Raw genomic sequence first — 24045 nt, 5'->3', positions numbered from 1 at the left:
TGAATGTTCGCGCGGGACTGGCTGCCTGATGGGCGCCTATATTCTGCGACGTATCCTTCTGATGATCCCGACGCTGTTCGGCATCATGGCGATTTCCTTCGCGGTCATTCAGTTCGCGCCGGGCGGCCCGGTCGAGCAGGTGATCGCCCGGCTGACCAATCAGGGCGGCAATGACCGGCTCGGCGGCGGCGGCGGGGATGTCCAGGGTGGCAATTTCGATGCCGCCGGCGACGTCGGCTCGAAATATCGCGGCGCGCAAGGGCTCGATCCCGAATTCATCAAGAAGCTGGAAAAGCAGTTCGGCTTCGACAAGCCGCCGCTCGAGCGCTTCGGCATGATGCTGTGGAACTACAGCCGTTTCGATTTCGGCGACAGCTATTTCCGCGACATCTCGGTGCTGAACCTGATCCTGGAGAAGATGCCCGTCTCCATCTCCATCGGCCTGTGGATCACGCTTTTATCCTACCTGATCTCTATCCCGCTCGGCATCCGCAAGGCGGTGAAGGATGGCTCGACCTTCGATGTGTGGACCAGTGGCGTGGTCATCGTCGGCTATGCCATTCCCGGCTTCCTGTTCGGCATCATGCTTATGGTGCTCTTCGCCGGCGGTTCGTTCTGGGACTGGTTTCCGCTGCGCGGCATTGTTTCGGACAATTGGGATCAGTTGGCGTGGCCGGGCAAGATCGCCGACTATTTCTGGCACATGACGCTGCCGCTGACGGCACTTGTCTTGTCCGCTTTCGCGACGACCACCTTGCTCACCAAGAACTCCTTCCTCGAAGAGATCCGCAAGCAATATGTGGTGACGGCGCGCGCCAAGGGCCTGTCGGAACACAAGGTGCTCTACGGCCACGTCTTCCGCAACGCGATGTTGATCGTCATTGCCGGCTTTCCCGGCGCCTTCATCTCGGCCTTCTTCACCGGCTCGCTGCTGATCGAGAACATCTTCTCGCTCGACGGCCTCGGCCTGCTCGGCTTCAAATCGGTGATCGACCGCGACTATCCGGTGGTGTTCGCCACCCTCTACATCTTCTCGCTGCTCGGGCTGTTCGTCGGCCTGCTGTCCGACCTGATCTACACCTGGGTCGATCCGCGCATCGACTTCGAGCGAAGAGACATCTGATGGCCGATGCCGCGATCGAAAGCGTGCCGGCGCGCCCCCGCAAGCCATGGCTGTCGCCGCTCAATCAGAGACGGCTGCAGAATTTCAAGGCCAACCGGCGCGGCAACTGGTCGCTCTGGATCTTTCTGCTCCTGTTCGTGCTGTCGCTGTTTTCCGAGCTGATCGCCAACGACAAGCCGATCATCGCGTCATACAAGGGCGAGATCCTGTTTCCGGTTCTGGTCGCCTATCCGGAAGAGAAATTCGGCGGCTTCTATGCCGTCACCGATTATCGTGATCCGGTGATCCAGGACGAGATCGTCTCCAATGGGTGGATGATCTGGCCGCCGGTTCGATACTCCTATCAGACCGTCAACAACGCTATCCCGGAACCGGCGCCGGCAAAACCGTCCTGGCTTTACGACAGGAAGACGCGCTGCAACCAATATCCGCAAGGCGAGGCAGACGCCGGTTGCATCGTCGGCAACTGGAACTGGCTGGGCACAGACGACCAGGCCCGCGATGTCCTGGCGCGCGTGATCTACGGCTTCCGTATCTCGGTCCTGTTCGGCCTGATCCTGACGCTTGGTTCATCGCTGATCGGCGTCGCGGCCGGCGCGGTGCAAGGCTATTTCGGCGGTTGGACCGACCTCCTCTTCCAGCGTTTCATCGAGATCTGGTCGGCGATTCCGGTGCTCTATCTGCTGCTCATCGTCGCCGCGATCCTCCCACCGGGTTTCTTCATCCTGCTCGGCTTGATGTTGTTGTTTTCATGGGTGGCATTGGTCGGCGTGGTGCGGGCCGAATTCCTGCGCGCCCGCAATTTCGAATATGTCAACGCGGCCCGCGCTCTCGGCGTGCCCAACCTGACCATCATGTTCCGTCACCTGTTGCCGAACGCCATGGTGGCGACGCTGACCTTCCTGCCCTTCCTGCTGTCGGGCTCGATCTCGACGCTGACGTCGCTCGATTATCTCGGCTTCGGGCTGCCTCCGGGCTCGGCTTCGCTCGGCGAATTGCTGAAACAGGCGCAACGCAACCTCAATGCGCCGTGGCTCGGCATTTCCGGTTTCATCGTGATTTCGCTGATGCTGTCGCTGCTGGTCTTCATCGGCGAGGCGACGCGCGACGCCTTCGATCCGCGCAAGACGTTCAAATGAGCGAGCCGCTGCTGTCCGTCCGCGATTTGAGCGTCGCCTTCGCGCAAGGCGGCAAGCAGTCGATTGCCGTCGACCACGTCTCCTTCGACATCGCCAAAGGCGAGACGCTGGCGTTGGTTGGCGAATCCGGTTCGGGCAAATCGGTGTCTGCCTTGTCGGTGCTGAAGCTTCTGCCCTATCCCGCCGCCAGCCATCCGTCTGGCAAGATTCTCTTCAGCGGCGCAGACCTGCTCGCCATGGACGAGAAGGCGTTGCGCGGCGTGCGCGGCAACAAGATCACCATGATCTTCCAGGAGCCGATGACCTCGCTCAACCCGCTGCACACGATCGAGCAGCAGATCGTCGAGGTGCTGCAACTGCATCGGGGCCTGCGCGACGCACCGGCCCGCGCGCGCACGCTGGAACTGCTCGACGAGGTCGGCATCCGCGAGCCGGAAAAACGCCTCGACGCCTACCCGCATCAGCTCTCCGGCGGACAGCGCCAGCGCGTCATGATCGCCATGGCTTTAGCCAACGAGCCGGAGCTTTTGATCGCCGACGAGCCGACGACGGCGCTCGACGTCACCGTTCAGGCGCAGATCCTCCAACTGCTCGCGGGGTTGAAGAGCCGCAAGGGCATGTCGATGCTGTTCATCACCCACGACCTCGGCATCGTCAGGAAGATCGCCGACCGCGTCTGCGTCATGACGAAGGGCAAGATCGTCGAGAGCGGCCCGACCAGGGAAATCTTCGCCAATCCGCAGCATGCCTACACGAAGCATCTGCTTGCGGCCGAGCCGAAGGGCAAGCCGCCTGCAGCCGACCCCGGCGCCAAGGCGGTCATGACGGGCAAGGACATCAAGGTCTGGTTCCCGATCAAGAAGGGTTTCTTCCGCAAGACAGTCGACCATGTGAAGGCGGTGGACGGCATCGACGTCACCGTGCGCGCCGGCCAGACGCTCGGCGTCGTCGGCGAATCCGGCTCAGGCAAGACGACGCTGGGGCTGGCGCTTGCCCGGATGATCTCCTCGACCGGGACGATCAATTTCAACGGCCGCGACATCAACCTGCTCTCCTTCAGTGCCATGCGGCCGCTGCGGCGCGAATTGCAGATCGTCTTCCAGGATCCGTTCGGGTCGCTCAGCCCGCGCCTGTCGGTCTCCGAGATCATCGAGGAAGGGCTGAAGGTCCACGCGCCGAAACTCTCGCCCGACGAACGCGACGACAAGGTGGTCGAGGCGCTCAGGGAGGTGGGCCTCGATCCCGAGACGCGCCACCGCTATCCGCACGAGTTTTCCGGCGGCCAGCGCCAGCGCGTCGCCATCGCGCGCGCCATGGTGCTCAACCCGCGCTTCGTCATGCTCGACGAGCCGACCTCGGCTCTCGACATGAGCGTGCAGGCGCAGGTGGTCGACCTCTTGCGCAACCTGCAGGCCAAGCACAATCTCGCCTATCTCTTTATCAGCCATGACTTGAAAGTCGTCCGCGCCCTTGCCAATGACGTCATCGTCATGCGCAACGGCCAGATCATGGAAGCCGGACCGTCCGAACAGATTTTCAGCAGCCCGCAAACCGACTATACGCGGGCGCTGATGGCGGCAGCTTTCAAGATCGAGACGGCGCCGACCGGCGTGGTCAGCGAATAGTTATCTATTTCGCGCAATTCCCGACGGGAAACCGCTACACTTTCCGGAATTGCTTCGACACCGACAAGACAAGGAAGAAGAATCCGCGAATGGAAAAAGGCAAAATCCTGCTTGCCCTCACCGGCATCCACCCACAGCGCTGGCATGACCTGCTCTCGGCCGAGCGCGAGGTCGTGCTGGAGCCGAATGGTGCGAGCGATCCATCGATCACCTATGCGGTGGTGTGGAAGCAGAAGCCCAATCTTCTCAAGTCGCTGCCCAATCTGCGTGTCATCTTTTCGATCGGCGCCGGCGTCGATCACGTCTTTGCCGATCCCGGCCTGCCCGACGTGCCGATCGTCAAGATCGTCGCCGACAATCTCACCCAGCACATGGTCGAATATGTCGTCTGGCGGGTGCTCGACCACCATCGCCAGGCCATGCTCTACCGGGGTCAGCAGCAAAAAAAGATATGGCACGAGCCGCCGCAACGGGTGGCCGGCGACATCTCCGTCGGCATCATGGGGCTTGGCAGTCTTGGCCGCGCCGCGGCCTCGGCGCTGTTGTCGCTCGGCTTTGCCGTCAATGGCTGGTCACGCAGCGAGCGGCCGATGAAGGGCGTTTCGACCTATTCCGGCGAGGCAGGGCTGATCCCGTTCCTCAACGCCACCGACATCCTGGTCGTGCTTTTGCCGCTGACGCCGCAAACCCAGGGCATCGTCAATTACGGCCTGCTCAAAGAGCTGCGCCGGCGCAACGGCCTCGGCGGTTCGGTGCTGATCAATGCCGGCCGCGGACGCCTGCAGAAGGACGCCGACATATTGCGCGCGCTGGAAGACGGCACGCTGAAGGAAGCGAGCCTCGACGTGTTCGAGGTCGAGCCGCTGCCGAAGACCAGCCCTCTGTGGGGCCATCCGAAAGTGTTCGTCACGCCGCATGCCGCGGCGACGTCGGACCCGGCCCATCTGGTACCGATCATGCTGCGCCAGATGGCCGCCTTCGAGCGCGGCGAAAAGCTCGAAAACCTGGTCGACCGCGAAGCGGGCTATTGAGGCGGCGAAGCCGGTTTCGAAGCAGGCAGCCCGAAACTCTCCTTCTTCTTCGGCTTGCCGCAATCGCGGCGCTCGATCGAGCGGTTCATGGCGTCGATCTCGCCGCTCGCCTTGTTGTTGGCGCGCTGTGCCTTGGAGCGCGTGTCGGGCATGAACGGGCCGAAGCCCATCGCCGGATTGGAGAAGCCAGGCTTGGCCGTGACGGGCAGATTGTTCTGCTGCGCCAGCTGATTGCGCTGCGCCAGCAATTGATCGCAAGGCAGATCGTCATATTGCAGTGAGGATTGGACATCCTCGTCCTGACGCTCGGCCATCGACGTGCCGCCGACACATCCGGCGACCGACAGGCAGGACGCCAACGCAACCATGGTCCAGCGCATGGATTTCTCCTTGGGGCAATTCCAGAAAAAGTGCATAGCGGTTTTCCGTCCGGAATTGCGCAAAACAAGGACACGATGTCCGCCCGCGCCAACCCGACCATGCCATTCAGGCTTTTTCGCAGCAAGCACGGGCTCATGCAGTTGCCGAATTCTTCTCCCAGGCAGCTGCAGCCGGGAAGCCAGCCACGATGGCAAGGCCCTCGACGGGATCGCGCCGGTCGTGCCGGATAATCGTGCTTTCCAGCGACAGGACCGCGAGCCCGTTGGCGGCAAGCACGCGCCGCGCATAGGCCTCGGAATGAGCGTAGCGCCGCGACGGCCGCAGGGCGAAATCACCACCGCCGGCAAGCGTCTCGACCGAGAACGCGAACAGGCCGTACCCGGCGAGCATGCCCGCCACCGCGCCGACGATCCGCTCGAGCGCCCCGACATAGATGAACACGTCTGCCGCGACCACCAGGTCGGCCCGGTCGCCGATGTGGGGGAAATGCTGAAGGTCGGCCTTGGCCAGCAAGTCGTAGATGCCTTTGGCTTTCGCCTTCCTCAGCATGGCGGCCGAAATGTCGTAGCCCTCCAGCCGATCGACGAAGGGACGCAGCTTCTCGCCCATCAGACCGGTGCCGCAACCGAGGTCGAGGGCTAGCCGGAACCGGCCGGGCCTTGCCTTGCGAATGGCGTGCTTGAGGAAATCCGGCAGGCCGTAGCCGAGCTTTTCGACCAGCGATTCCTCGAAACTGTCGGCATAGTGGTCGAACAAGGTCTCGACGAAGGCGCTGGGCGGCGCAGCGGCGGCCGGAGCGCGGCCGATGAGCTGAAGCTTCAGCACGGCGCCGAGGCGGTCCGCGGGCTCCAGCTCCAGCGCCATGGCCCAGGCTCGTGCGGCCTGGTCCAGCAGGCCGGCTGTTTCCTGCATCTCGCCTAGGCGAAACCAGCCGGCGGCCCATTGCGGCGCCAGCTCCAGCGCGCCGAGCAGAAGCTCCGCCGCCTGCGCGGGCTCGCCCGAGGCAAGCAGCATCTCGGCGAAATCGGCGCGACGGTCGGCATTCAAATCGCCCGACGAGGCCTGGAGCGGTTTCATGCGTGAAGGATCCTGCCGGCAAAACGGAGTCGGCGGCCGGCTTTAAGATGAGTCAGCAGTCTCTTGCAACGGGCTTCCCGCGCTGAATTTAACCACTATCTTCGGGGAATGCGCGCCAGCGACCTGCTCAAATCCCGGCCGGAAGGCCTTTATTGCCCACCCGGCGATTTCTTCATCGATCCGGTGCGGCCGGTGGAGCGGGCGCTGATCACGCACGGCCATTCCGACCATGCGCGTTCCGGCCATAGCTCGGTGCTGGCGACGCAAGAGACGCTCGACATCATGGGGCTGCGCTATGGCGAGGATTTCGCCGGGACGACGCAGGCCGCGACGCTTGGAGAAACGGTCGACATCAATGGTGTCGCCGTCACCTTCCATCCGGCCGGGCATGTGCTGGGCTCGGCGCAGATCTGCGTCGAACACAAAGGCATGCGCATCGTCGCCTCCGGCGATTACAAGCGCCAGAAGGACGCCACCTGCCTGCCGTTCGAGCCCATCCGCTGCGATGTGTTCATCACCGAAGCGACCTTCGGCCTGCCGGTGTTCCGGCATCCGCCGGACCATGAAGAGATCGCGCGGGTGCTGAAATCGGCGGCGCAGTTTCCCGAACGCTCACATCTGATCGGCGCCTATGCGCTCGGCAAGGCGCAGCGCGTGATGCGGCTGCTGCGCGATGCCGGCTATGACAGGCCGATCTATATCCACGGCGCGCTGGCGAAGCTCAGCGAATACTATCAGAGCCAAGGCATCGAGCTCGGCAGGCTCGAGCCGGGGACGGTGGAGAGCGGAGCCAAGGCCGATTTCGCCGGCGCGATCGTGGTCGGACCGCCCTCGGCCTTCGCCGATCGCTGGGCGCGGCGCTTTCCCGATCCGATCTCCTGCTTCGCGTCGGGCTGGATGCGCATCCGCCAGCGCGCCAAGCAGGGCGGCGTCGAGCTGCCGCTGATCATTTCGGACCATGCCGACTGGGACGAGCTGATCGTCACGATCAAGGAGACGGGTGCTGCGGAAATCTGGGTCACGCATGGCCGCGAGGAAGCGCTGGTCCGCTGGTGCGAGCTGGAGGGCATCGCAGCACGGCCGCTGCATCTGGTGGGGTACGAGGACGAGGGCGATTGATGACGGAGGTGGCTTCGACAATTACTAACGCCGCGCTCCACGACGCCCCCCTCTGGCCTGCCGGCCATCTCCCCCACTTGGGGGGAGATCAGACGTCACGCCGACTTTCGCCAATCTCCGACCTAGCAGGAGATGAGCCGGCGCCGAAACTGCCAATCTCCCCCCTCGTGGGGGAGATGTCCGGCAGGACAGAGGGGGGCGCGACGGAATGCAACCGTTCATCGCTGGCTTGGCCCACGCCATGAACCGCTTCGCCGAGCTCCTCGACCGCCTCGTGCTCACGCCGTCGCGCAACGGCAAGCTCACCTTGCTGACCGACTATTTCCACAGCGTCGAGGACCCCGATCGCGGGCTGGCGCTGGCGGCGATCACCGGGGACCTGATGATCGCGGCGGTGAAGCCGGCGATGCTGCGCGCGCTGGTGGTCGAGCGCATGGACCCGGTGCTGTTCGGCTATTCCTACGACTATGTCGGTGACCTCGCCGAAACCGTGTCGCTGGTCTGGCCGCAGCCACAGGGACACATCCCAAACCATGTGCCGACGCTGGCCGAGGTGGTCGGCAAATTGCAGGCCGCGAGCCGCTCCGACGGGCCGAAGGTGCTGGCGCGGCTGCTCGACGACGCCAGCATTTCGGCGCGCTTCGCCATCATCAAGCTGGTGACCGGCGGCTTGCGCATCGGCGTGTCGGCGCGGCTCGCCAAGCAGGCGCTGGCCGATCTCGGCAAGGTGGACGTCGCCGAGATCGAGGAGCTCTGGCACGGGCTGGCGCCGCCCTACACCGAGCTGTTCGCCTGGCTGGAAGGCCGGGCGGAAAAGCCGAGGAGCGCAGCGCTCGCGCTGTTCCGGCCGGTGATGCTCTCCAACGCCGTCGACGGCGGCGACCTCGAAAAACTCGAACCGGCCGACTATGCGGCGGAATGGAAATGGGACGGCATCCGCGTGCAGGCGGCGTGCGAAGGCGGCGTCCGCCGGCTCTATTCGCGCACCGGCGACGACGTGTCCGGCGCCTTCCCGGACCTTGCCGCGGCGATGAATTTCGAAGCGGCGCTCGACGGCGAGCTGCTAATCGGCGATCCGCGCGAGGCGACCGGAACCTTCTCCGACCTGCAGCAGCGGCTGAACCGCAAGAGCGTCTCGCCAAAAATCCAGCAGCAATATCCGGCCTTCATGCGCTGCTACGACGCGCTGCAGATCGATGGCGAGGATTTGCGCCCGCTGCCCTTCGCCGAACGCCGCAAGCATCTCGAAGCCTTCGTCGAGACACTGGACCCCAGCCGCTTCGATCTCTCGCCGCTGGTCGCGTTCGCCGATTGGCAGACGCTGGAGCGGCTGCGTCAGGCGCCGCCACATCCGATCATCGAAGGGGTGATGCTGAAGCGCTGGGATTCACCCTATCTCGCAGGGCGGCCGAAGGGGCCATGGTTCAAGTGGAAGCGCGATCCGCACACGGTCGACACGGTGCTGATGTATGCGCAGCGCGGCCACGGGAAGCGCTCGAGCTTCTACTCCGACTACACGTTCGGCGTCTGGGCGGGACCGGAGGGCGCGGAAGAACTGGTGCCGGTCGGCAAGGCCTATTTCGGCTTCACCGACGAGGAGCTGAGAGAGATCGACAAATATGTGCGCGACAACACGATCGAGCGTTTCGGGCCGGTGCGTTCGGTGCGCGCCGACCGCCGGAACGGCCTTGTGCTGGAGGTGGCCTTCGAAGGCCTTAACCGCTCGACGCGCCACAAATCAGGGGTCGCGATGCGCTTTCCGCGCATCTCGCGACTGCGCTGGGACAAGCCCGCCGCCGAGGCCGATCGTATCGAGACGCTGCAGGCGCTGCTGGATCGATAACGGCCAACGCCGGCGCCTTCACCCCACCCGTACCTGCGGCGCGACCTCCCTATCAAGGGGAGGTAAAGCGTAGCGCCAACTCCCTACCTCCCCTCGATGGGGAGGTCGGCGCGAAGCGCCGGGTGGGGTGCCGCGCCGGCGTCGACAGGTACGCGATCACTCCGCGATCGAAACGCGGATCTCGTAGATGTCGACCGACTTGCCCTTCTGGTCGAAGTCTGAGTTGACGGCGATGGTGCCGGCGGCGCCCGGGTGCTTGTTGGGGAATTGCACGTCGAACAGATATTCGTTGCGCTCGTGGCCGACCGCGTAGCGCTTGCGGCCGCAATCGCCGAGATCGCCGAAATTGCAGTCGATCGAGATCTGCGTCTCCTCGCCCTCTTCCGAGCGGGCAACGATGTCGAACATGGCGTGCTTGCCGGAGAGCTTCTCCAGAACGCCCTGGCCGACGTCGAAGGCGATGGCCGAGCCCGACGCGCCGGAGCGGATGCGCAGGAACTGGCCGGTGTCGTCCTTCATCACCTCGGCATTGGCGTCGGAAGGCGTGCTGACATGGGTCGGATCGGCGGGCGAAAAGACGTTGATCCAGTTCTTCGACTGGTCCGCCTGGCCGGGCTTCTGCGGCGAGCCGGGCTCGGCGGGTTGCGAGGAATCCTCGTCGTCCAGCGTCGGTGTCGGCTCGGGCGGGCCGGTGTTGAGCTCGGCCGCCGTCTTGAAGACCCCGGTCTGCTTGGCGAAATAGAGGCCGATGCCGGCGGCCGCGAGCAGCGTCGCGACGACGAAGATCGCGGTCAGCGGCAGGCGCCTGCCCCTGATCCGCCGCTCGTCGCGGTCCGGCGTGACCTGAGCGCCGTTGCCAACCGGAGCGCTGGGCGAATCATCAAGCGATGGCGCGTCGGGAAGCGCCGTCTCGTCCGGCATGATGTCGGGCACGCGCGGCAGCACGCGCGAGCGCGGCTGGTCCGAAGCATCGGGCTGCACCGGGCCGTCAAAGGTTATCGACGGCGAGGACGCGGTTTGCGACGGCGGCAACGGCGCGTCGATCGAGGGCGCGGCCGACGCGACCGGTGCATCGACGCCGGGCGCCGCCGCGGCATTGCCGGCCGGCACGACGTTTTCCGGCGGCAGGGTTACATCGGGAACGGCCGGCAGGAATTCGGATTCGATCTCGGTGATCTTGGCCTGCACCGCCTTGCGGCGGCTGATGGCTGCCTCGACGGTGACGTTCGGATTGGCCTGCAAGACGCGGTCGAGCGCGGCAAAGGCCGATCGATAGACCTTCTCGCGGAACGCCCGGTCCTCGGCATTGCCTTTCTCGAAGGCATTGCGGATCGCTTTCTCGATGGCGTCCAAGCGAGCTCCCTCTGCGCGTCCGCTCCCGGCCCATTGATCGTTAGCCGCAGGCGACCGATCAATCAACGGGCAAGCGGCAGCCTTGCCGCTTTCAACGCCATTTCGGCATTTTTTGTTGAAGAATCAACATTTTTCCTCGCACGCCCCGCGGCAATCCATCCGTGAAGCCGCCATCCACAAGCCGGCTTGCACCCCGCCATAGCCGTTAGCCGCGCCCGTTGCGCGGTAACCGTATAGGGGAATTGCCAGGCTCGGGGCCGGAATTCGCCGCTGCCCATCTTGAATTAGCGAGCGGTTGAGTCTATCACCCAGCCCATTCTGGAGGCGCGAAGCTTCCCGGGCCGCTTTAGCTCAGTTGGTAGAGCACATCATTCGTAATGATGGGGTCGCGTGTTCGAGTCACGCAAGCGGCACCAGTTTTCCTTGCATTCCCACCCTTGCACAACGCGTCGGCGCATCTCGGCTATTGTCGGGAATCGCCGTTGGTGGGACACTCCCTTTCTCAGCATGGGAGGTCGAAATGCCCAATAGTTTCAAGACCGGAGACGTCGTCAGGCTGAAATCCGGAGGCCCGCAAATGACCGTCAGCGACGGCGCGGCCTCGGGCATGTATCTGTGCCACTGGTTCAACCGCGACGGCGACGTCTGGATCCCCCAGCATGCCGGCTTCAAGCCGGATCAGCTGGTGGTGATCGATCAACCGAAATAGGTTTTGCGCCTGCCGAAAGCGGCACCGTCCGGCCTCGCCGGAGATGGCTTTCGATTGTGTCGGTGAACGACCGACGGATTTTGCTCCGCGTCGCGTTTAACGGCTGAAGCGTGGCCGCCAATGGCCGCGCCCAACCGGAGACGAGAGCATGATCCGCCCCACGATATTCGTCGTTGCCCTTGGTGTGCAGACCGCGGCCGCGGTCGCCCAGACGACGCCGACCCCTGCCCCCGTGCCGGCCCCGGCCACCTCGGCTCCCGCTCCCGCCAAGTCCGGCCTGACGCTGGAGAAGTTCGAGAAGCGACGGGAAAAGGCCTTCATGCGGGCCGACACCGACAATGACGGCAAGGTCAGCCTCGCCGAATGGACCGCGTCCCAGACCGCGCGCAAGGCCAAGGGCGATCCGGCCAAATCCTTCGCGCGCATGGACACCAACAAGGACGGCGTCGTCGACAAGGCGGAGCTCGACGCTTTCCTCGCCAAACGCTTCGTCAAGCTCGACAAGAATGGCGACGGCGTGCTCAGCGACGACGAGAGGCCGGGCCACAAATCCGCTCCCAATGAGGAGCAATGACCAAGAGGCTATGCCGCATAATGACAATCGCGAGCGCCTTGATTGATGGGCGCCGATCCGGACGAGGAACTGGTACGGCGCATCGGCGCCGGCGACCCCGCCGCCGTGCAGGCGATGGTGGCGCGCAAGCTGCCGCGCATCCTGGCATTGGCGAGACGCATGCTCGGCGACGCGGCGGAGGCGGAAGACGTCGCCCAGGAGACTTTTGTACGCATCTGGCGCCACGCTTCGGGCTGGCGCCAGAAAGGCGCGCGGTTCGACACCTGGGTCCACCGCGTTGCGCTCAACCTTTGCTACGACCGGCTGCGGCGCCGGCGCGAATGGACGACGGACGAGTTGCCGGAGGTAGCCGATGAGACGCCGCTTCCCGACGCCTTGCCGGGCGACGAAGAGCGGCGGGTCGGCCAGGCCTTGCTGCGCATCGCGCCGCGCCAGCGCGAGGCGATCGTGCTGGTGTATTATCAGGACCTGTCCAACATCGAGGCGGCCAGCGCCATGCAGGTCAGCGTCGATGCGCTGGAAAGCCTGCTCGCGCGGGGCCGCCGCGCCTTGCAGGCGATGCTCATCGGAGACGATGGCGATGACTGAGACAACAGGGAGATCGGCGGCTTCGCGGATGAGGACGTGGGGGGCCACGTCAAAACGGTGGAAGGGGGAACGAAATGGCTGAGAAGACGACGCAAGGGCCGATGGATGCCGGGCGCTTCGCCGCGCTGGCGGACGGCTATGGCAGCGCGTTGCACCGCTGGCCGCAGGCCGAGCAGGCCGCGGCGGTGCGGTTCGCCGAGACCGAGGAAGGCCGGGCCATCCTGCGGCGCGCCGGCAAGTTGGATGCGCTGCTCGACCGGCATCGCGTCGAGCAGCCCAGCCCAGCGCTTCATGGCATGATTGTCGCCAAGGCCGCGACCGAGGTCCGGCAGGTGCGCCGCCGCCGGTTCTGGTGGCTGGGCTTCGGGCTCGCCGGCGTCGGGCTTGCCGGCGCCGTGGCCGGGCTGGCGCTGGTGACCGTGGTCAATCCGGACATCCCGTCCAACCATTATGTCATGGACGCCAATGCGACGTCGTTCGGCGATGCCGGTCCCGACGCCGACCAGATCGAGGAGGACCTATGAACCCCCGTCTCGTCGCAGCATCCCTGGTGCTCAACGTCTTTCTGATCGGCGCGCTCGCCGGCGGCGCCGGCTGGCTGATCGGCAAATCCAACCCGGGCTATTCGCTGGAATCGGCGGGCGGCCGGCTGCCCTCCGCCGACCGCAAGGCCTTCCGCCAGGCGCTGCGCGAGGTGCGCCGGGAATCGCGGGATGTCATCCTCGACGGCCAGGCGGCGCGACGCGACGCGGCCAACCTCCTGCAGCAGCCGACTCTCGACAGCGCCGCGCTTGCCGCCGCGCTGGAGCGGGCGCGCAACGCCGACGTCACCATCCGCATGCGGCTGGAACAGCGCATCGTCGAATTCGCGGCGTCGAGCTCGCCCGAGGATCGCCAGTTGCTGGCGGATGCCCTGCTGCGGCGCGCTGGCAGGCCCGTAAAAAAATCGCCCTAGCAGCGACGGAAAGGGCGGAGACGCCCCGTTCAAGGGAAAGAGGGACAGGCCCGCCAACGATGTCGGCAGGTTCTCTTCAACCTCGAAACTCTCGGGAGTATCCCATGAATGGTCTGACGAAATATTCGCTCGCGGCAGCGCTCGCCATCGGCGGAGCCGCCGCGGCCAGCGCCGCCTCGGCGATGCCGCTTGCACCGGTCGCGCCGGCGCCGGCAATGATAGAGCATGTTGCCTGGGGCTGCGGTCCGGGCTGGCATCCCAACTACTGGGGCCGCTGCGTTCCCAATCGCCGCGTGATCTATCCCGGCTATTATTACGGACCGCGCGTCTATATCGGCCCGGTCTGGCACCCGTATCACCGGTGGCACCACTGGCGCCGTTGGTAAGAGCCGCCTCATGACGCCGGTGCTGCGGCCGGCGTCATGACGCCCTTGCGATCCATGGAACATACCGGCTGCTGCGATCAGCGTCGGCTTCGGACGGAGGCTACGTTGGCCGCACCGGTTTCAAATCCCGTACCGCCTGACAAAGCCCTGGTCGCGCTCAATCGCTTCGGCCTCGGCGCAAGACCGGGCGACGAGCTCGGCAAGGTCGCCGCCGATCCGCGCGGCTACCTCAAGGCCGAGCTCAAGCAGCAGGACATCGCGCTCATTCCGCCCGACGATCCGCGGAATGCCGGGTTGCTGGACAGCACCGCGGCGATCCAGGCCAGCATGGCGGCAGCCATGGAGCGCAAGACGGCGCGGGACGAGAAGGCGGCGGCCGCCATGCAGCCGACGGCGGCGGCTGATCCGGCCGGCCCGGCCGAGACAAAACCAAAGCCTTCGGTGCCGCGCGTCGAGGCCGATATCTATCGCGACGAAGCGCAGGCCCGCTTCGACAAGGCGCTCGCCGCGACGCCTGGTTTCGTCGAGCGCCTGGTCGGCTTCTGGTCGAACCATTTCTGCGTCTCCGCCGCCAAGGCGCCGGTGGTGCGGGCCAGCGCCGGCGCCTTCGAGCGCGAGGCGATCCGCCCCTTCGTGCTCGGCCGCTTCGCCGACATGCTCTTGGCGGTCGAGCATCATCCGACGATGCTGTTCTACCTCGACAACCAGCAGTCGATCGGGCCGGACTCGCGCGCCGGCAAAAGACGCGGCCGCGGCCTCAACGAGAACCTCGCCCGCGAGATCCTGGAATTGCACACGCTGGGCGTCGGCAGCGGTTATGTCCAAGCCGACGTCACCAGTTTCGCCGGCATGCTGACCGGCTGGACGATGGCGGGACGCGAGGGGCGGCTGGGAGAACCGGGAACCTTCGTCTTCAACGCCAACACGCATCAGCCGGGCGGGGCGATGCTGCTCGGTAAGGCCTATCCGGGCGCTGGCATGGGCCAGGCGGAAGCCGCGCTCAACGACATAGCCCGCCATCCGGCCACCGCGCAGCACATCGCCACCAAGCTTGCCCGCCATTTCATCGCCGACGACCCGCCGCCGCAGTCGGTCGCGCGCCTCGCCTCAGTCTTCACCAAGTCGGATGGCGACCTGCGCGCAATGGCGCTGGCGCTGATCGACATGCCCGAAGCCTGGTCGACGCCTTTGGCCAAGCTGCGCTCGCCCTTCGACTATGTCGTCGCTTTGCGGCGCGCGATCGGTCCATCCGCCGGCAACGAGCCGCAGCGGTCGCTGCGCTGGCTGGCGGTGTCGGGCGAGCCGCTGTGGCAACCGCCGGGACCGAACGGCTTTCCCGACCGCGCCGATGCCTGGGCATCGGCCGAGGGCATGAAGACGCGCCTCGACATCGCCTGGCAGGCGGCGAGGCAGGCCGACGATATCGGCAATCCCAACGACATGCTGGCTTCCTTGATCGGCACGTCCGTCTCGGCCGAGACGAGCCAAGCGATTTCGCGTGCCGAGTCCAAACAGCAGGGCCTGGCGCTGCTGTTGATGGCGCCGGAGTTCCAGCGCCGGTGACAGCAACGGAGATATCCTCATGAGCCTTTTGTGCGAAACCCCCAGCCTGTCCCGCCGCGCGATGCTGATGACCGGCGGGGCATTGTTTGCCTGGGCATTCCTGCCGCGCTTTGCCCGCGCGGACAATCGCGACCCGCGGCTGATCGTCATCGTGCTGCGCGGCGCGCTGGACGGGCTGTCGACGGTCGGTCCGGTCGGCGACCCCGACTATGCCGGCCTGCATGGCGACATCGCGCTTTCGCTCTCAGGCGCCAACCCGGCATTGCCGCTCGACGGCTTCTTCGCCGTCAACCCGGCAATGCCGGTGTTTGCACGCCTGTTCAAATCGGGCCAGGCGGCAGTGGTGCATGCCGCCGCGACCGGCTATCGCGACCGCTCGCATTTCGACGGCCAGGACGTGCTGGAAAGCGGCCTGCCCGGCCCCGGCAACGCGGCAACCGGCTGGCTCAACCGTGCACTGGCCAACCTGCCGGCGGGCGACCGGATCACGAAGGCCGGCGGGCTCGCCGTCGGGCCTTCGACGCCGCTGGTGATCCGCGGCGCCGCGCCCGTGCTCGGCTGGGCGCCGCAGGCGCTGCCGACGCCCGGCGACGCCTTGGCCGAACGCGTGCTCGACCTCTACAACCATCGCGATCCGGTGCTGGCGGCAGCGCTGCAGAAAGGTCTCGATGCCGACCGGATGGCGATGGGCGACCAACTCGACGGCAAGGCGATGAAGCCCAAAGGCGGCCTCGACAACGCCGCCGGCATGCGGCAGTCGGCGCAGGGCGCGGCGAGGCTGATGGCGGCCGATGACGGACCGCGCATCGCCGCGCTCGCTTTCGACGGCTGGGACACGCATGTCAACGAAGGCGGCGCAACCGGCCGGCTCGCCAACCTGCTCGGCGGCCTCGACGGCGCCTTCGAGGAGTTCGAGCAAGGGCTCGGCGCGCGCTGGAAGGATACCGCTGTCGTCGCCATCACCGAGTTCGGCCGCACGGCGCGCATCAACGGCACGGTCGGCACCGACCACGGCACCGGCACCGTGGTGCTGCTCGCCGGCGGCGCGATCAAGGGCGGTCGCGTCATAGCCGACTGGCCGGGACTGAAGCCGGCGCAGCTCTACGAGCAGCGCGACCTGGCGCCGACCAGCGATGTGCGCGCGGTGCTGAAGGGCCTGCTGGCGGATCAGTTCGGGCTCTCGGCGGCGGTACTGGGCGACAAGGTGTTTCCGGAGTCGGCGACGGTGAAGCCGATGCGGGATTTGGTGGTGTGACTTGCGACTTCGTTGATCGGTGACGGGTGCGGCGTCGGCTGTAGTTCGTCATTCTAGGGCGGAGCAAGGAGCGAAGCGACGCGCGCAGACCCTAGAATCCATGCCGGGACTCAGGAGCGCCGCTACGGTCCAAAATTCTGGGCCGCTGCGTCCCTTGACCGAGGTCCCGGCATGGATCCTCGGGTCTTCGCTTCGCTACGCCCGTGGATGACGAATTTGGGAGGCCGCGGCCAAGCCCCTACATGACCCCAACAAAAAAAGCCCGGACCGTTGCCAGCGCGGGCGCGCGATCATCAGCTCCAGAAGCCGGGGTGCCAACGGCCATGATACCAGAAGCCGGGGTGCCAGTGGCGCACATGCATCGGGCGGATGACCACCCGGCCATTCGGCACGCATCTGCCCCAGTGGTTCATGTGCCAGCCGGGACCGCAGCGCCAGCCGACGGTTTCGATCGGCAACGGCGCGGCGCCTGGCTTGACGAGCGGCATGGCCTCGGAACCGGCGGCGGACAGAATCAAAGTGCCGGCGGCCAAGGCGATGGGCAGTAAGTATTTTGCGAACATTTCTCTCTCCGTAATTCGTCCCTACCTCCGTGAAACGGAGGATCGGGCGAAATCCGTCGGAGCGGAATGGATCACATGTTCGTTAGATCGGTTCGAGGCAGCGCCGGCCGACTGTTTCGATCCGCGGCGGGTCGGTCCGGCAGGCCTTCGGCGCAATGTCGAATTGATCCATATCAATGAGCTTGGATCAGTCCCACACTAAGATTGATGAAAACCGATCGACGGCGATGGCGTTAAGGCCGAAGGCCCGCCGAAACAGGAGATCATACCGATGATGATCCGCACGCTTTCTGCGCTGGAATGCACGAAAATGCTGGCGGCCAACCGCACTGGCCACCTGGCATGCGTGAAGGACGGACAACCCTATGTCGTGTGCTTCAACTACGCCTATGCCGATAGCCATCTCTACGCCTTTTCCCTGCTCGGCAAGAAGATCGACTGGATGCGGGAGAACCCCCTGGTGTGCGCTCAGGTGGAACAACACACCCAGGGGCGCGGCTGGCGAAGCGTGATCGTCGAGGGCCGCTATGAGGAACTGCCGGATCGGGTTGGCCACAAGGTTCAGCTCGACCATGCTTGGGCGGTGTTGAGCAAGCACACGGACTGGTGGGAGCCCGGCGCGCTCAAGCCTGCCACGCCGCCCCTGTCAGACAACCTGCCGCATGTCTTTTTCCGGATCCTCGTCGAACAGGTCTCGGGACGCGAAGCCACTGAATAGCCAGCGTCCGTGGCAGCAAGCCGTTATGAGGCCGGGCTGTCTCCGAGCGTCGCCACGGTCTTCAGCGCGCCGTCCAGCATGTCGCCCTTTTCGTCCTTCAGCGCCGCCTCGCGCAGGCGGCGGATCCAGTCGGCGGCGTCGTCGCGGCCCTCGAGCATGGGCAGCGCCGAGAGCACGCGGTCGAACTTCGACTGGGCGCGGGCATGGGTGTCGCTGTAGCCCTTGATCAGGCGGCGGCAGTTCAGGATTTCCGTGGCGAGCGCGTAGTCTTGGCGAGCGTGGCTAAGCGCCAGGCTATACCAGCGCTCCAGATGCTCGACCTCGATCCTGTGGCGCAGCAGGCGGCGGCGCCAGCGGCGCAGGCCGCCGATGAACCAGAGCATGGCAAAGCCGCTGAAACTGTCGGTGCGGATGTGGCGGCCGCGATTGATGCGGCGGTCGAGGAAGGCGGCGAGCTTCGGCCGGCTTTCGATGTAGCCGCCGAGCCCCGCCGGCAGCGTGCCGCAGAATTCCTCGATGCGCGGATGGAAATATTCGGTGACCTGCAGGACCGAGCCTTGCTTGACACCGACTTCCTTGCGCACGCGTTTGTCGCGGGTCGAACGCGTCTTCAGATCAGCAACGCGGATCATGTCGTCGTAGCACATGGCGTTGGCGAGGTGCTTTGCCGCGGCAATCGACAGCGCGTAGCCGCGCTCCGCATTGTCGAGCGCGATCGCCTTGTCCAGCCGGTCGAGATACTCGCCGCCATAGGCGATATCCTGATAGTCGACGACTTTCTTCAGACCACGCTCGGCCATGTCACGCACCGGCTCCGGCAGCGCCGCGACACGGGCGGCAAGTTCCCGCCAGCCTTTCAGCTGCGTTTCCGGGCCACGGACTGTTGGCGTCGGCTGGATTTCGGAAGTGGCAAGCGCCGATGCCTTCTCGCTCGACGGTGCGGCCGAAATGCCGCGCGCGCGATCACAGGCGGCGCCGAAGGCGGCGAGGCTGGCTTTCACACCACGACCACCGGCGCCGATCGCCTGCTCGTAGTTTTCGCGCGGGAACGGCAGCGCATCCGAGCCCGCCAGCGCGCCGAGCAGGCTGGCCGAGATCATGGTGCCGTTGTCGGCGGCGATCTTTTCCATGTCGAAGGCGATGAAGCGCTTCGCCGCCGCCTGCGCCGTCGCGTGCACCTTTTCCGACGAGGCGCGGCCATCGCCCGGCTCGATCTTTTCCGAGACGGCGGCGATGCGGTGCGAGGAGGTGATCAGTGTCGTGCGCTCGGGCGTGACGAAGCCGCGGATGATGGCGCGGCCGGCCTCCATCAGCTCCGCTGCGATCAATATGTCGACGTCGCCCTGCGAGGGCGACAGCGCGAAGACCGGCAGCCGGCCGGTGTCGCGGGCCATCTCGATGTAATAGATCGTGGCACCCGTGCGCTGGGCGACGCCAGCGACCGACGTCGACTGGGCGATGTAGCCGCTGCGCTCGGCGACGTCGGTGATCCAGTCGGCGAGCACGCCGCCGCCTTGGCCGCCGACGGCAAGCACGGCGATTTTTAGCACGCGCTCGTCATCGTGGGCGCCCGATTTCGGGCGAAGGGGCGAAGCCTGGTCAAGCATCGGCAAACATCAAACGGCGGCTCTCGCGGCGCCGCTGCAAAAGGCCGATCACGGCGCGGCGCGCGCTTTCGAGGAAACGGTCCCAGCTACTGGGATTGTGCACGACATCTGCGCGGTAGAAGGACGGGCAAAGCACGGCGGCATCCGCCACCTCGCCGCAATTGCCGCAGCCGACGCAGTTCTGGTCGATCGAAGCGACAGGATCGTCGCGCAGCGGATCGTCGAGCGACTTCACCGACAGTGACGGACAGCCGGAGAGGCGCATGCAGGCGTGGTCGCCGGTGCAGATATCTTCGTCGACGCCGAATTTCGGCTTCACGACGCGCTCGCCGCCCTTGATCGCCTTGTCGATCAGCGGCTTTTCGCGGCGCTGGCGGTTGAGCATGCATTCCGACGAAGCGACGATGACCTTCGGGCCCTTCTCCCCGGTGGTCAGCGCCTCGCGCAACGTGGCCTGCATCTTGCCGACGTCGTAGGTGCGGTCGATGTGACGCAGCCATTTGACGCCCATCCCCTTCACCGCCTCGGTGATCGGATGTTTCGTCGACTTCGTCCGATTCGAGGCGCGCGACGACAGGATGTCCTGACCGCCTGTGGCGGCCGAGTAGAAATTGTCGACGATGACGATGACCCCGTCGTTTTTGTTGAAGACGGCATTGCCGATCGAGGAGGTGAGGCCGTTGTGCCAGAAGCCGCCGTCGCCGACGAAGGCGATCGAGCGGCGTTTTGCTTCGGGCGAATTGAACGCTGAAGCCGAGGCCGGCCCCAGCCCGTAGCCCATGGTGGTGGCGCCAAGCTCGAAGGGCGGCATGATCGAGAACAGGTGGCAGCCGATGTCGGAGGCGATGTGGTGCTTGCCGAGTTCCTGCTCGACCAGCTTGGTCGCGGCGAAGATCGGGCGCTCGGGGCAGCCGATGCAGAAGCCCGGCGGGCGGCCGGGAACGACATTGATGAGGTCGGCGGTGTCGACGCCCTCGCCCAGCTTGTTCGGCGCGCGAACCTCGCCCGGCAGCAGATGCGGGGCGTTGGCGCGCAGGAAGGAGCCGATGCCGTCGAGCATGACCTGGCCGGTATATTCGCCGGCCATCGGCAGATGCTCTTTGCCGACCAGCTTGGTGCCGCGGCCGGCCTTGTGCAGCATCGCGGCAAAGGCCTGCTCGATATAATTGGGCTGGCCTTCCTCGACGACGAGCACCGCCTGCTTGCCCTCGCAGAACGAAAGGAACTCGTCGTCGACCAGCGGATAGACGGCGTTCAGCACGTAAAGCGGCACGGCGGTGTCGCCATAGGTGTCGGCGATGCCGAGCCGCTGCAGCGCCCGGATGACGGAGTTGTACATGCCGCCCTGCATGACGATTCCGACCGAACCGTGATCCGGCCCGAACATCTCGTTGATCTTGCGGCTCCTGATGAAATCCACCGCCGCCGGCCAGCGCTTGGCGACCTTTTCCTTCTCATGCAGGAAGGAGGCGGGCGGCAAAACGATGCGGCCGGTGTCGCGGCGCGGCGCCGACAGCGCGTCGGCGACCGACATCGGCGGGCGCTTGTTGTCCTTGGCGATGAAGTGGCCGTGGACATGGCAGCAGCGAATGCGCACCTGCAGCATCACCGGCGTGTTGGAGACCTCCGACAGTTCGAAGCCATCCTCGACCGCCTTGACGATCGAGGGCAGGTTCGGGCGGGGATCGAGCAGCCAGACCTGGCTCTTCATGGCGAAGGCATGGCTGCGCTCCTGCATGATCGAGGAGCCCTCGCCATAATCCTCGCCGACGATGATCAGCGCGCCGCCGGTGACACCGCCCGACGCGAGATTGGCGAGCGCGTCGGAAGCGACATTGGTGCCGACGGTCGATTTGAAGGTGGCGGCACCGCGGATCGGATAATGCACGGACGCGGCAAGCATGGCGGTGGCGGTCGCTTCGGAGGCGCTCGCCTCGAAATGCACGCCGAGCTCGCCAAGGATATCCTGCGCGTCGGCCAGCACATCCATCAGATGGCTGATCGGCGCGCCCTGATAGCCGCCGACATAGCCGACGCCGCATTGCAGCAGCGCCTTGGTGATGGCGAGGATGCCCTCGCCGGCGAACTCCTCGCCGGCGCCCAGCCTCAGTTTTTCGACTTCCTTGGCAAAAGACCGTTCGGCCATCCCTGCCTCCTCCCGTTGCCGCCCTCCCCATCGCCAGGAAGCGGCGGCGCGTACATCTAGAGTTCTTGTTTATGCATGTCGTTCCCCCAAAACCGGGATCCACTTTTGGGCGACATGCATCAGATTTCGTGCTTGCGGATGTTCTTCAGCATTTTCTGCAGCGTCGCGATCAGCGCCGCGTATTCGGCGTCGTCGACATCGTCGAACATCGCCTCGAAGGCGTCGTGCATGGCCGGCCAGGCGCGGGTGAACAGCGCGCGCCCGTCGTCGGTCAGGAACACATGGCGGAAGCGGCTGTCGGTCACGCCCTGCTCGCGCCGCACCAGGCCCTGGCCCTCCAGCGTGTCGAGAGTGCGGCTGAGCGTCGATTGCTCGATCACCGTGTAGACCGAGAGGTCGTTGACGGTGACGCCGTCGGTGACGGAAAGCACGGCCAGCGTGCGCACTTGCGGAATGGTCAGGCCCTGCTTGCGGAAATCCTCGCGCAAAGTGGCGTTGTAGCGTCCCATGATGCGGTTCATCAGATAGGGCGCGAATTGCTGCAGGCCGATCTGGCCGAGGGTCGAGATGCGCTGGCGCTTTTCGGCGAGCTTCTGTTCCATCAGAGCTTCCCCGCCAAAAGGAAGCCGGAGCCGCCGCCAAGGCCGGCGCCCGGATGGGTCGAGGCGCCGATGTGATAGAGGCCCTTGATCCCGGTCTCATGGTTGCGGCTGGCCTTGAAGGGCCGCCACAGGAAGGACTGGTCGATGGTCGACGAGCCGCCATAGGGATCGCCGTCGACAAGGTTGATGTTCATCGCTTCGAGATCGGCCGGCGAGTAGGCGCGGCGCGCGATGATGGTCTCACGAAAACCCTCGATATGATTGGCGAGGATCGCCTCGGCGCGGTCGGCATAGGCCTCGCGCAACGCCTCGCTCCAACGGCCGTCGGCAGGAGCCTCGAACTTGCCTGCGGCATCGCTTTTGATGTGGCGCGGCGCCTCGGGCAGTTGCAGCCATAGGATCGCCTTGCCCTCAGGGCAGCGCGACGGGTCGAGCGCATGCGGCTGGCCGACGCAGATCGTCGGCACTTCCGGCAGCAGGCCGCGCACCGCCTCGTTGCAGGCCTTCGAGACGCCGTCGAGCCCCGGCGTCAGATGCAGCAGCGCCACCTTGTCGAGGCCCTCGCCGCGCCAGGCCGGCGGCCTGTTCAGGGCATAGTGGATCTGGAAGTTGCCCTTGCCGTAGCGATAAACGCGCGTCGCATCGACGTCGCGCTTTGGCGCCGCGTCGCCGAGCAGGCGGCCATAGAGCTGCGTCGGCGTGACCGAACAGACGACGCTCTTGCTGGCGTTCACCGTTTCGCCGGAGACGAGCCGCACGCCAGAGGCGCGGCCGCCGGTCTGCACGATCGTAGCGACGTCGGCATTGACGCGGATTTCGCCGCCGCGCTCCTTGATCAGCGCCTCGAAGGCGGCGAGCAGGTTCCTGGCGCCGCCCTTGACGATCGGCGCGCCGGCGGCCTCCAGCGCGAAGGCGATGACCTTGGCGATCTGGCCCGAAAATGCGTCCTCCGGACCGAGCCCGGCATGCAGTACCCAAGGCGCCCAGAGCGCGCGCACGGTATCGGAGGTGTAGGCGGTTTCCAGCCAGCCGCGCGCGGGCGCCAGCGCCTCGCCGAGGAAGGCGGCGAGGTTGCGCGGGCCGCGCCGCCAGGCTTCGCCGGCGATGAGCTTCGTCGTCGGATAGGACCAGAGCGCGCCGCCGAGTAGGCCGAACAGCAGCCCGGCATTGCGCTCGATGCAGCCGACATCGCCGCCATGGCGGTCGCCGTCGCCGGATGCAATTGCGTTGAGCGCCGCGATGTTGGCGGCACGGTTGGTGGTGAGCACGGCATGGCTGCCGTCGGGCCTGAGCACGCCGGTGGGCGTCGTCGTGTGGCAGAACTCCAGGCCGTGCCGCGTGAGATCCTTGCCGAGTGCTGCAAAGGCCGGCGAGGTGATGAACAGCACGAAGGTCGTCGCCATCACGTCATGGACGAAGCCGGGCACTGTCGCCTCCTCGGTTCGCATGCAGCCACCGATGCGGTCGTTGCGCTCGAGCACGAGCACCTTGGCGCCCTTGGCGCCAAGCATCGCCGCGCAGACCAGGGCGTTGATGCCGCTGCCGACGATGATGTGATCGGGGGCGGTCATTGATAGTTGCCCTTTGCCAACGTTCCTTCGCGCCCCCCTCTGTCCTGCCAGACATCTCCCCCACTTGGGGGGAGATCAGCCGCCATCACGGCTTTCGCCAATTGTCCACGGTGCAGG

The 24045-nt window shown here is 65.7% G+C and carries 23 protein-coding genes and 1 tRNA gene; 16 read left to right on the top strand and 8 right to left on the bottom strand.

Features of this window, described 5'->3' with window-relative positions; genetic code table 11:
• Nucleotides 1-28 precede the first annotated feature (28 nt).
• The 4 genes from DPM33_RS32445 to DPM33_RS32430 all read left to right on the top strand — a co-directional run bounded on the left by DPM33_RS32445 (nucleotide 29) and on the right by DPM33_RS32430 (nucleotide 4918).
• Nucleotides 29-1123: a microcin C ABC transporter permease YejB gene (locus tag DPM33_RS32445; protein ID WP_112101445.1), complete on the top strand. Its 1095-nt coding sequence runs from the start codon at nucleotides 29-31 to the stop codon at nucleotides 1121-1123.
• Nucleotides 1123-2262: an ABC transporter permease gene (locus DPM33_RS32440; RefSeq protein WP_112101444.1), complete on the top strand. Its 1140-nt coding sequence runs from the start codon at nucleotides 1123-1125 to the stop codon at nucleotides 2260-2262. The genes DPM33_RS32445 and DPM33_RS32440 overlap by 1 nt, the downstream gene beginning before the upstream one ends.
• Nucleotides 2259-3887 carry an ABC transporter ATP-binding protein gene (locus DPM33_RS32435; protein WP_112101443.1) on the top strand — a complete coding sequence of 543 codons (1629 nt, stop codon included), beginning with the start codon at nucleotides 2259-2261 and terminating at the stop codon, nucleotides 3885-3887. Before DPM33_RS32440 ends, DPM33_RS32435 begins: the two co-directional genes overlap by 4 nt.
• Before the next feature lie 89 nt (nucleotides 3888-3976).
• On the top strand, nucleotides 3977-4918 hold the full coding sequence (locus DPM33_RS32430) for a 2-hydroxyacid dehydrogenase (protein WP_112101442.1): 942 nt from the start codon (nucleotides 3977-3979) through the stop codon (nucleotides 4916-4918).
• On the opposite strand, the gene DPM33_RS32425 is transcribed toward DPM33_RS32430, so the two are convergent.
• Nucleotides 4912-5298 (bottom strand): hypothetical protein, encoded by a 387-nt coding sequence (locus DPM33_RS32425; protein ID WP_112101468.1) that lies wholly within the window; start codon nucleotides 5296-5298, stop codon nucleotides 4912-4914. The two genes, DPM33_RS32430 and DPM33_RS32425, sit on opposite strands and share 7 nt — an antisense overlap.
• A 133-nt stretch (nucleotides 5299-5431) precedes the next feature.
• Nucleotides 5432-6376, bottom strand: coding sequence for a class I SAM-dependent DNA methyltransferase (locus tag DPM33_RS32420; protein ID WP_112101441.1), 945 nt, complete (start codon nucleotides 6374-6376; stop codon nucleotides 5432-5434).
• 108 nt (nucleotides 6377-6484) lie between these two features.
• Between DPM33_RS32420 and DPM33_RS32415 the strand changes: the two genes are divergently transcribed.
• Both DPM33_RS32415 and DPM33_RS32405 read left to right on the top strand, forming a co-directional pair.
• Nucleotides 6485-7495 (top strand): ligase-associated DNA damage response exonuclease, encoded by a 1011-nt coding sequence (locus DPM33_RS32415; protein ID WP_112101440.1) that lies wholly within the window; start codon nucleotides 6485-6487, stop codon nucleotides 7493-7495.
• Nucleotides 7496-7736: 241 nt separating this feature from the next.
• Complete coding sequence (locus DPM33_RS32405) at nucleotides 7737-9338, top strand: cisplatin damage response ATP-dependent DNA ligase (RefSeq protein ID WP_112101467.1); 1602 nt, start codon at nucleotides 7737-7739, stop codon at nucleotides 9336-9338.
• 156 nt (nucleotides 9339-9494) lie between these two features.
• Here the strand turns inward: DPM33_RS32405 and DPM33_RS32400 are convergent, their stop codons facing one another.
• On the bottom strand, nucleotides 9495-10691 hold the full coding sequence (locus DPM33_RS32400; RefSeq protein ID WP_112101439.1) for a hypothetical protein: 1197 nt from the start codon (nucleotides 10689-10691) through the stop codon (nucleotides 9495-9497).
• A 340-nt stretch (nucleotides 10692-11031) separates the two neighbouring features.
• On the opposite strand from DPM33_RS32400, the gene DPM33_RS32395 reads away from it, so the two are divergent.
• The 9 genes from DPM33_RS32395 to DPM33_RS32355 all read left to right on the top strand — a co-directional run bounded on the left by DPM33_RS32395 (nucleotide 11032) and on the right by DPM33_RS32355 (nucleotide 16721).
• Nucleotides 11032-11107 (top strand) — tRNA-Thr (locus tag DPM33_RS32395).
• Nucleotides 11108-11211: 104 nt separating this feature from the next.
• The gene (locus DPM33_RS32390; protein ID WP_112101438.1) at nucleotides 11212-11400 is read left to right on the top strand and encodes a YodC family protein; all 189 of its coding nucleotides are present in this window, start codon (nucleotides 11212-11214) and stop codon (nucleotides 11398-11400) included.
• Between the two features lie 148 nt (nucleotides 11401-11548).
• On the top strand, nucleotides 11549-11974 hold the full coding sequence (locus DPM33_RS32385) for an EF-hand domain-containing protein (RefSeq protein ID WP_112101437.1): 426 nt from the start codon (nucleotides 11549-11551) through the stop codon (nucleotides 11972-11974).
• 45 nt (nucleotides 11975-12019) lie between these two features.
• The gene (locus DPM33_RS32380) at nucleotides 12020-12562 is read left to right on the top strand and encodes an RNA polymerase sigma factor (protein ID WP_112101436.1); all 543 of its coding nucleotides are present in this window, start codon (nucleotides 12020-12022) and stop codon (nucleotides 12560-12562) included.
• Between the two features lie 74 nt (nucleotides 12563-12636).
• A complete protein-coding gene (locus tag DPM33_RS32375; RefSeq protein ID WP_112101435.1) occupies nucleotides 12637-13086 on the top strand; it encodes a hypothetical protein in 450 nt (149 codons plus the stop codon).
• Nucleotides 13083-13517 carry a periplasmic heavy metal sensor gene (locus DPM33_RS32370; protein WP_112101434.1) on the top strand — a complete coding sequence of 145 codons (435 nt, stop codon included), beginning with the start codon at nucleotides 13083-13085 and terminating at the stop codon, nucleotides 13515-13517. The genes DPM33_RS32375 and DPM33_RS32370 overlap by 4 nt, the downstream gene beginning before the upstream one ends.
• A 104-nt stretch (nucleotides 13518-13621) precedes the next feature.
• Entirely contained in the window at nucleotides 13622-13903 is a 282-nt protein-coding gene (locus tag DPM33_RS32365; RefSeq protein WP_112101433.1) for a GCG_CRPN prefix-to-repeats domain-containing protein, read from the top strand.
• A gap of 105 nt (nucleotides 13904-14008) precedes the next feature.
• Entirely contained in the window at nucleotides 14009-15466 is a 1458-nt protein-coding gene (locus DPM33_RS32360; protein ID WP_245442585.1) for a DUF1800 domain-containing protein, read from the top strand.
• Between the two features lie 19 nt (nucleotides 15467-15485).
• Nucleotides 15486-16721, top strand: a complete 1236-nt coding sequence (locus DPM33_RS32355) for a DUF1501 domain-containing protein (RefSeq protein ID WP_112101431.1) — start codon at nucleotides 15486-15488, stop codon at nucleotides 16719-16721.
• A 293-nt stretch (nucleotides 16722-17014) separates the two neighbouring features.
• On the opposite strand, the gene DPM33_RS32350 is transcribed toward DPM33_RS32355, so the two are convergent.
• Nucleotides 17015-17284, bottom strand: coding sequence for a GCG_CRPN prefix-to-repeats domain-containing protein (locus DPM33_RS32350; protein ID WP_112101430.1), 270 nt, complete (start codon nucleotides 17282-17284; stop codon nucleotides 17015-17017).
• 271 nt (nucleotides 17285-17555) lie between these two features.
• Here DPM33_RS32350 and DPM33_RS32345 point away from each other — a divergent pair, with 271 nt between their 5' ends.
• Nucleotides 17556-18002, top strand: coding sequence for a pyridoxamine 5'-phosphate oxidase family protein (locus DPM33_RS32345; RefSeq protein WP_112101429.1), 447 nt, complete (start codon nucleotides 17556-17558; stop codon nucleotides 18000-18002).
• A gap of 23 nt (nucleotides 18003-18025) precedes the next feature.
• Here DPM33_RS32345 and DPM33_RS32340 read toward each other — a convergent pair whose 3' ends face one another.
• From DPM33_RS32340 to DPM33_RS32325, 4 genes are all read right to left on the bottom strand, one after another.
• Nucleotides 18026-19609: an indolepyruvate oxidoreductase subunit beta family protein gene (locus DPM33_RS32340; protein ID WP_112101428.1), complete on the bottom strand. Its 1584-nt coding sequence runs from the start codon at nucleotides 19607-19609 to the stop codon at nucleotides 18026-18028.
• Nucleotides 19602-21755, bottom strand: coding sequence for a thiamine pyrophosphate-dependent enzyme (locus tag DPM33_RS32335; protein WP_112101427.1), 2154 nt, complete (start codon nucleotides 21753-21755; stop codon nucleotides 19602-19604). The genes DPM33_RS32340 and DPM33_RS32335 overlap by 8 nt, the downstream gene beginning before the upstream one ends.
• A 119-nt stretch (nucleotides 21756-21874) precedes the next feature.
• Nucleotides 21875-22357, bottom strand: a complete 483-nt coding sequence (locus tag DPM33_RS32330) for a MarR family winged helix-turn-helix transcriptional regulator (protein ID WP_112101426.1) — start codon at nucleotides 22355-22357, stop codon at nucleotides 21875-21877.
• A complete protein-coding gene (locus DPM33_RS32325; protein WP_112101425.1) occupies nucleotides 22357-23928 on the bottom strand; it encodes a phytoene desaturase family protein in 1572 nt (523 codons plus the stop codon). Before DPM33_RS32325 ends, DPM33_RS32330 begins: the two co-directional genes overlap by 1 nt.
• Nucleotides 23929-24045 lie beyond the last annotated feature (117 nt).

Source organism: Mesorhizobium hawassense (assembly GCF_003289945.1).
GTDB classification, from domain to species: Bacteria; Pseudomonadota; Alphaproteobacteria; order Rhizobiales; family Rhizobiaceae; genus Mesorhizobium; species Mesorhizobium hawassense.
The sequence above is the reverse complement of the archived record's forward strand: the minus strand, read 5'-3'. Positions and strand labels throughout refer to the sequence as shown.

Coding starts and splice junctions, on each gene's coding strand:
- DPM33_RS32445 (WP_112101445.1), top strand. CDS start 29: ATGGGCGCCTATATTCTGCGACGTATCCTTCTGATGATCCCGACGCTG.
- DPM33_RS32440 (WP_112101444.1), top strand. CDS start 1,123: ATGGCCGATGCCGCGATCGAAAGCGTGCCGGCGCGCCCCCGCAAGCCA.
- DPM33_RS32435 (WP_112101443.1), top strand. CDS start 2,259: ATGAGCGAGCCGCTGCTGTCCGTCCGCGATTTGAGCGTCGCCTTCGCG.
- DPM33_RS32430 (WP_112101442.1), top strand. CDS start 3,977: ATGGAAAAAGGCAAAATCCTGCTTGCCCTCACCGGCATCCACCCACAG.
- DPM33_RS32425 (WP_112101468.1), bottom strand. CDS start 5,298: ATGCGCTGGACCATGGTTGCGTTGGCGTCCTGCCTGTCGGTCGCCGGA.
- DPM33_RS32420 (WP_112101441.1), bottom strand. CDS start 6,376: ATGAAACCGCTCCAGGCCTCGTCGGGCGATTTGAATGCCGACCGTCGC.
- DPM33_RS32415 (WP_112101440.1), top strand. CDS start 6,485: ATGCGCGCCAGCGACCTGCTCAAATCCCGGCCGGAAGGCCTTTATTGC.
- DPM33_RS32405 (WP_112101467.1), top strand. CDS start 7,737: ATGAACCGCTTCGCCGAGCTCCTCGACCGCCTCGTGCTCACGCCGTCG.
- DPM33_RS32390 (WP_112101438.1), top strand. CDS start 11,212: ATGCCCAATAGTTTCAAGACCGGAGACGTCGTCAGGCTGAAATCCGGA.
- DPM33_RS32385 (WP_112101437.1), top strand. CDS start 11,549: ATGATCCGCCCCACGATATTCGTCGTTGCCCTTGGTGTGCAGACCGCG.
- DPM33_RS32380 (WP_112101436.1), top strand. CDS start 12,020: ATGGGCGCCGATCCGGACGAGGAACTGGTACGGCGCATCGGCGCCGGC.
- DPM33_RS32375 (WP_112101435.1), top strand. CDS start 12,637: ATGGCTGAGAAGACGACGCAAGGGCCGATGGATGCCGGGCGCTTCGCC.
- DPM33_RS32370 (WP_112101434.1), top strand. CDS start 13,083: ATGAACCCCCGTCTCGTCGCAGCATCCCTGGTGCTCAACGTCTTTCTG.
- DPM33_RS32365 (WP_112101433.1), top strand. CDS start 13,622: ATGAATGGTCTGACGAAATATTCGCTCGCGGCAGCGCTCGCCATCGGC.
- DPM33_RS32355 (WP_112101431.1), top strand. CDS start 15,486: ATGAGCCTTTTGTGCGAAACCCCCAGCCTGTCCCGCCGCGCGATGCTG.
- DPM33_RS32350 (WP_112101430.1), bottom strand. CDS start 17,284: ATGTTCGCAAAATACTTACTGCCCATCGCCTTGGCCGCCGGCACTTTG.
- DPM33_RS32345 (WP_112101429.1), top strand. CDS start 17,556: ATGATGATCCGCACGCTTTCTGCGCTGGAATGCACGAAAATGCTGGCG.
- DPM33_RS32340 (WP_112101428.1), bottom strand. CDS start 19,609: ATGCTTGACCAGGCTTCGCCCCTTCGCCCGAAATCGGGCGCCCACGAT.
- DPM33_RS32335 (WP_112101427.1), bottom strand. CDS start 21,755: ATGGCCGAACGGTCTTTTGCCAAGGAAGTCGAAAAACTGAGGCTGGGC.
- DPM33_RS32330 (WP_112101426.1), bottom strand. CDS start 22,357: ATGGAACAGAAGCTCGCCGAAAAGCGCCAGCGCATCTCGACCCTCGGC.
- DPM33_RS32325 (WP_112101425.1), bottom strand. CDS start 23,928: ATGACCGCCCCCGATCACATCATCGTCGGCAGCGGCATCAACGCCCTG.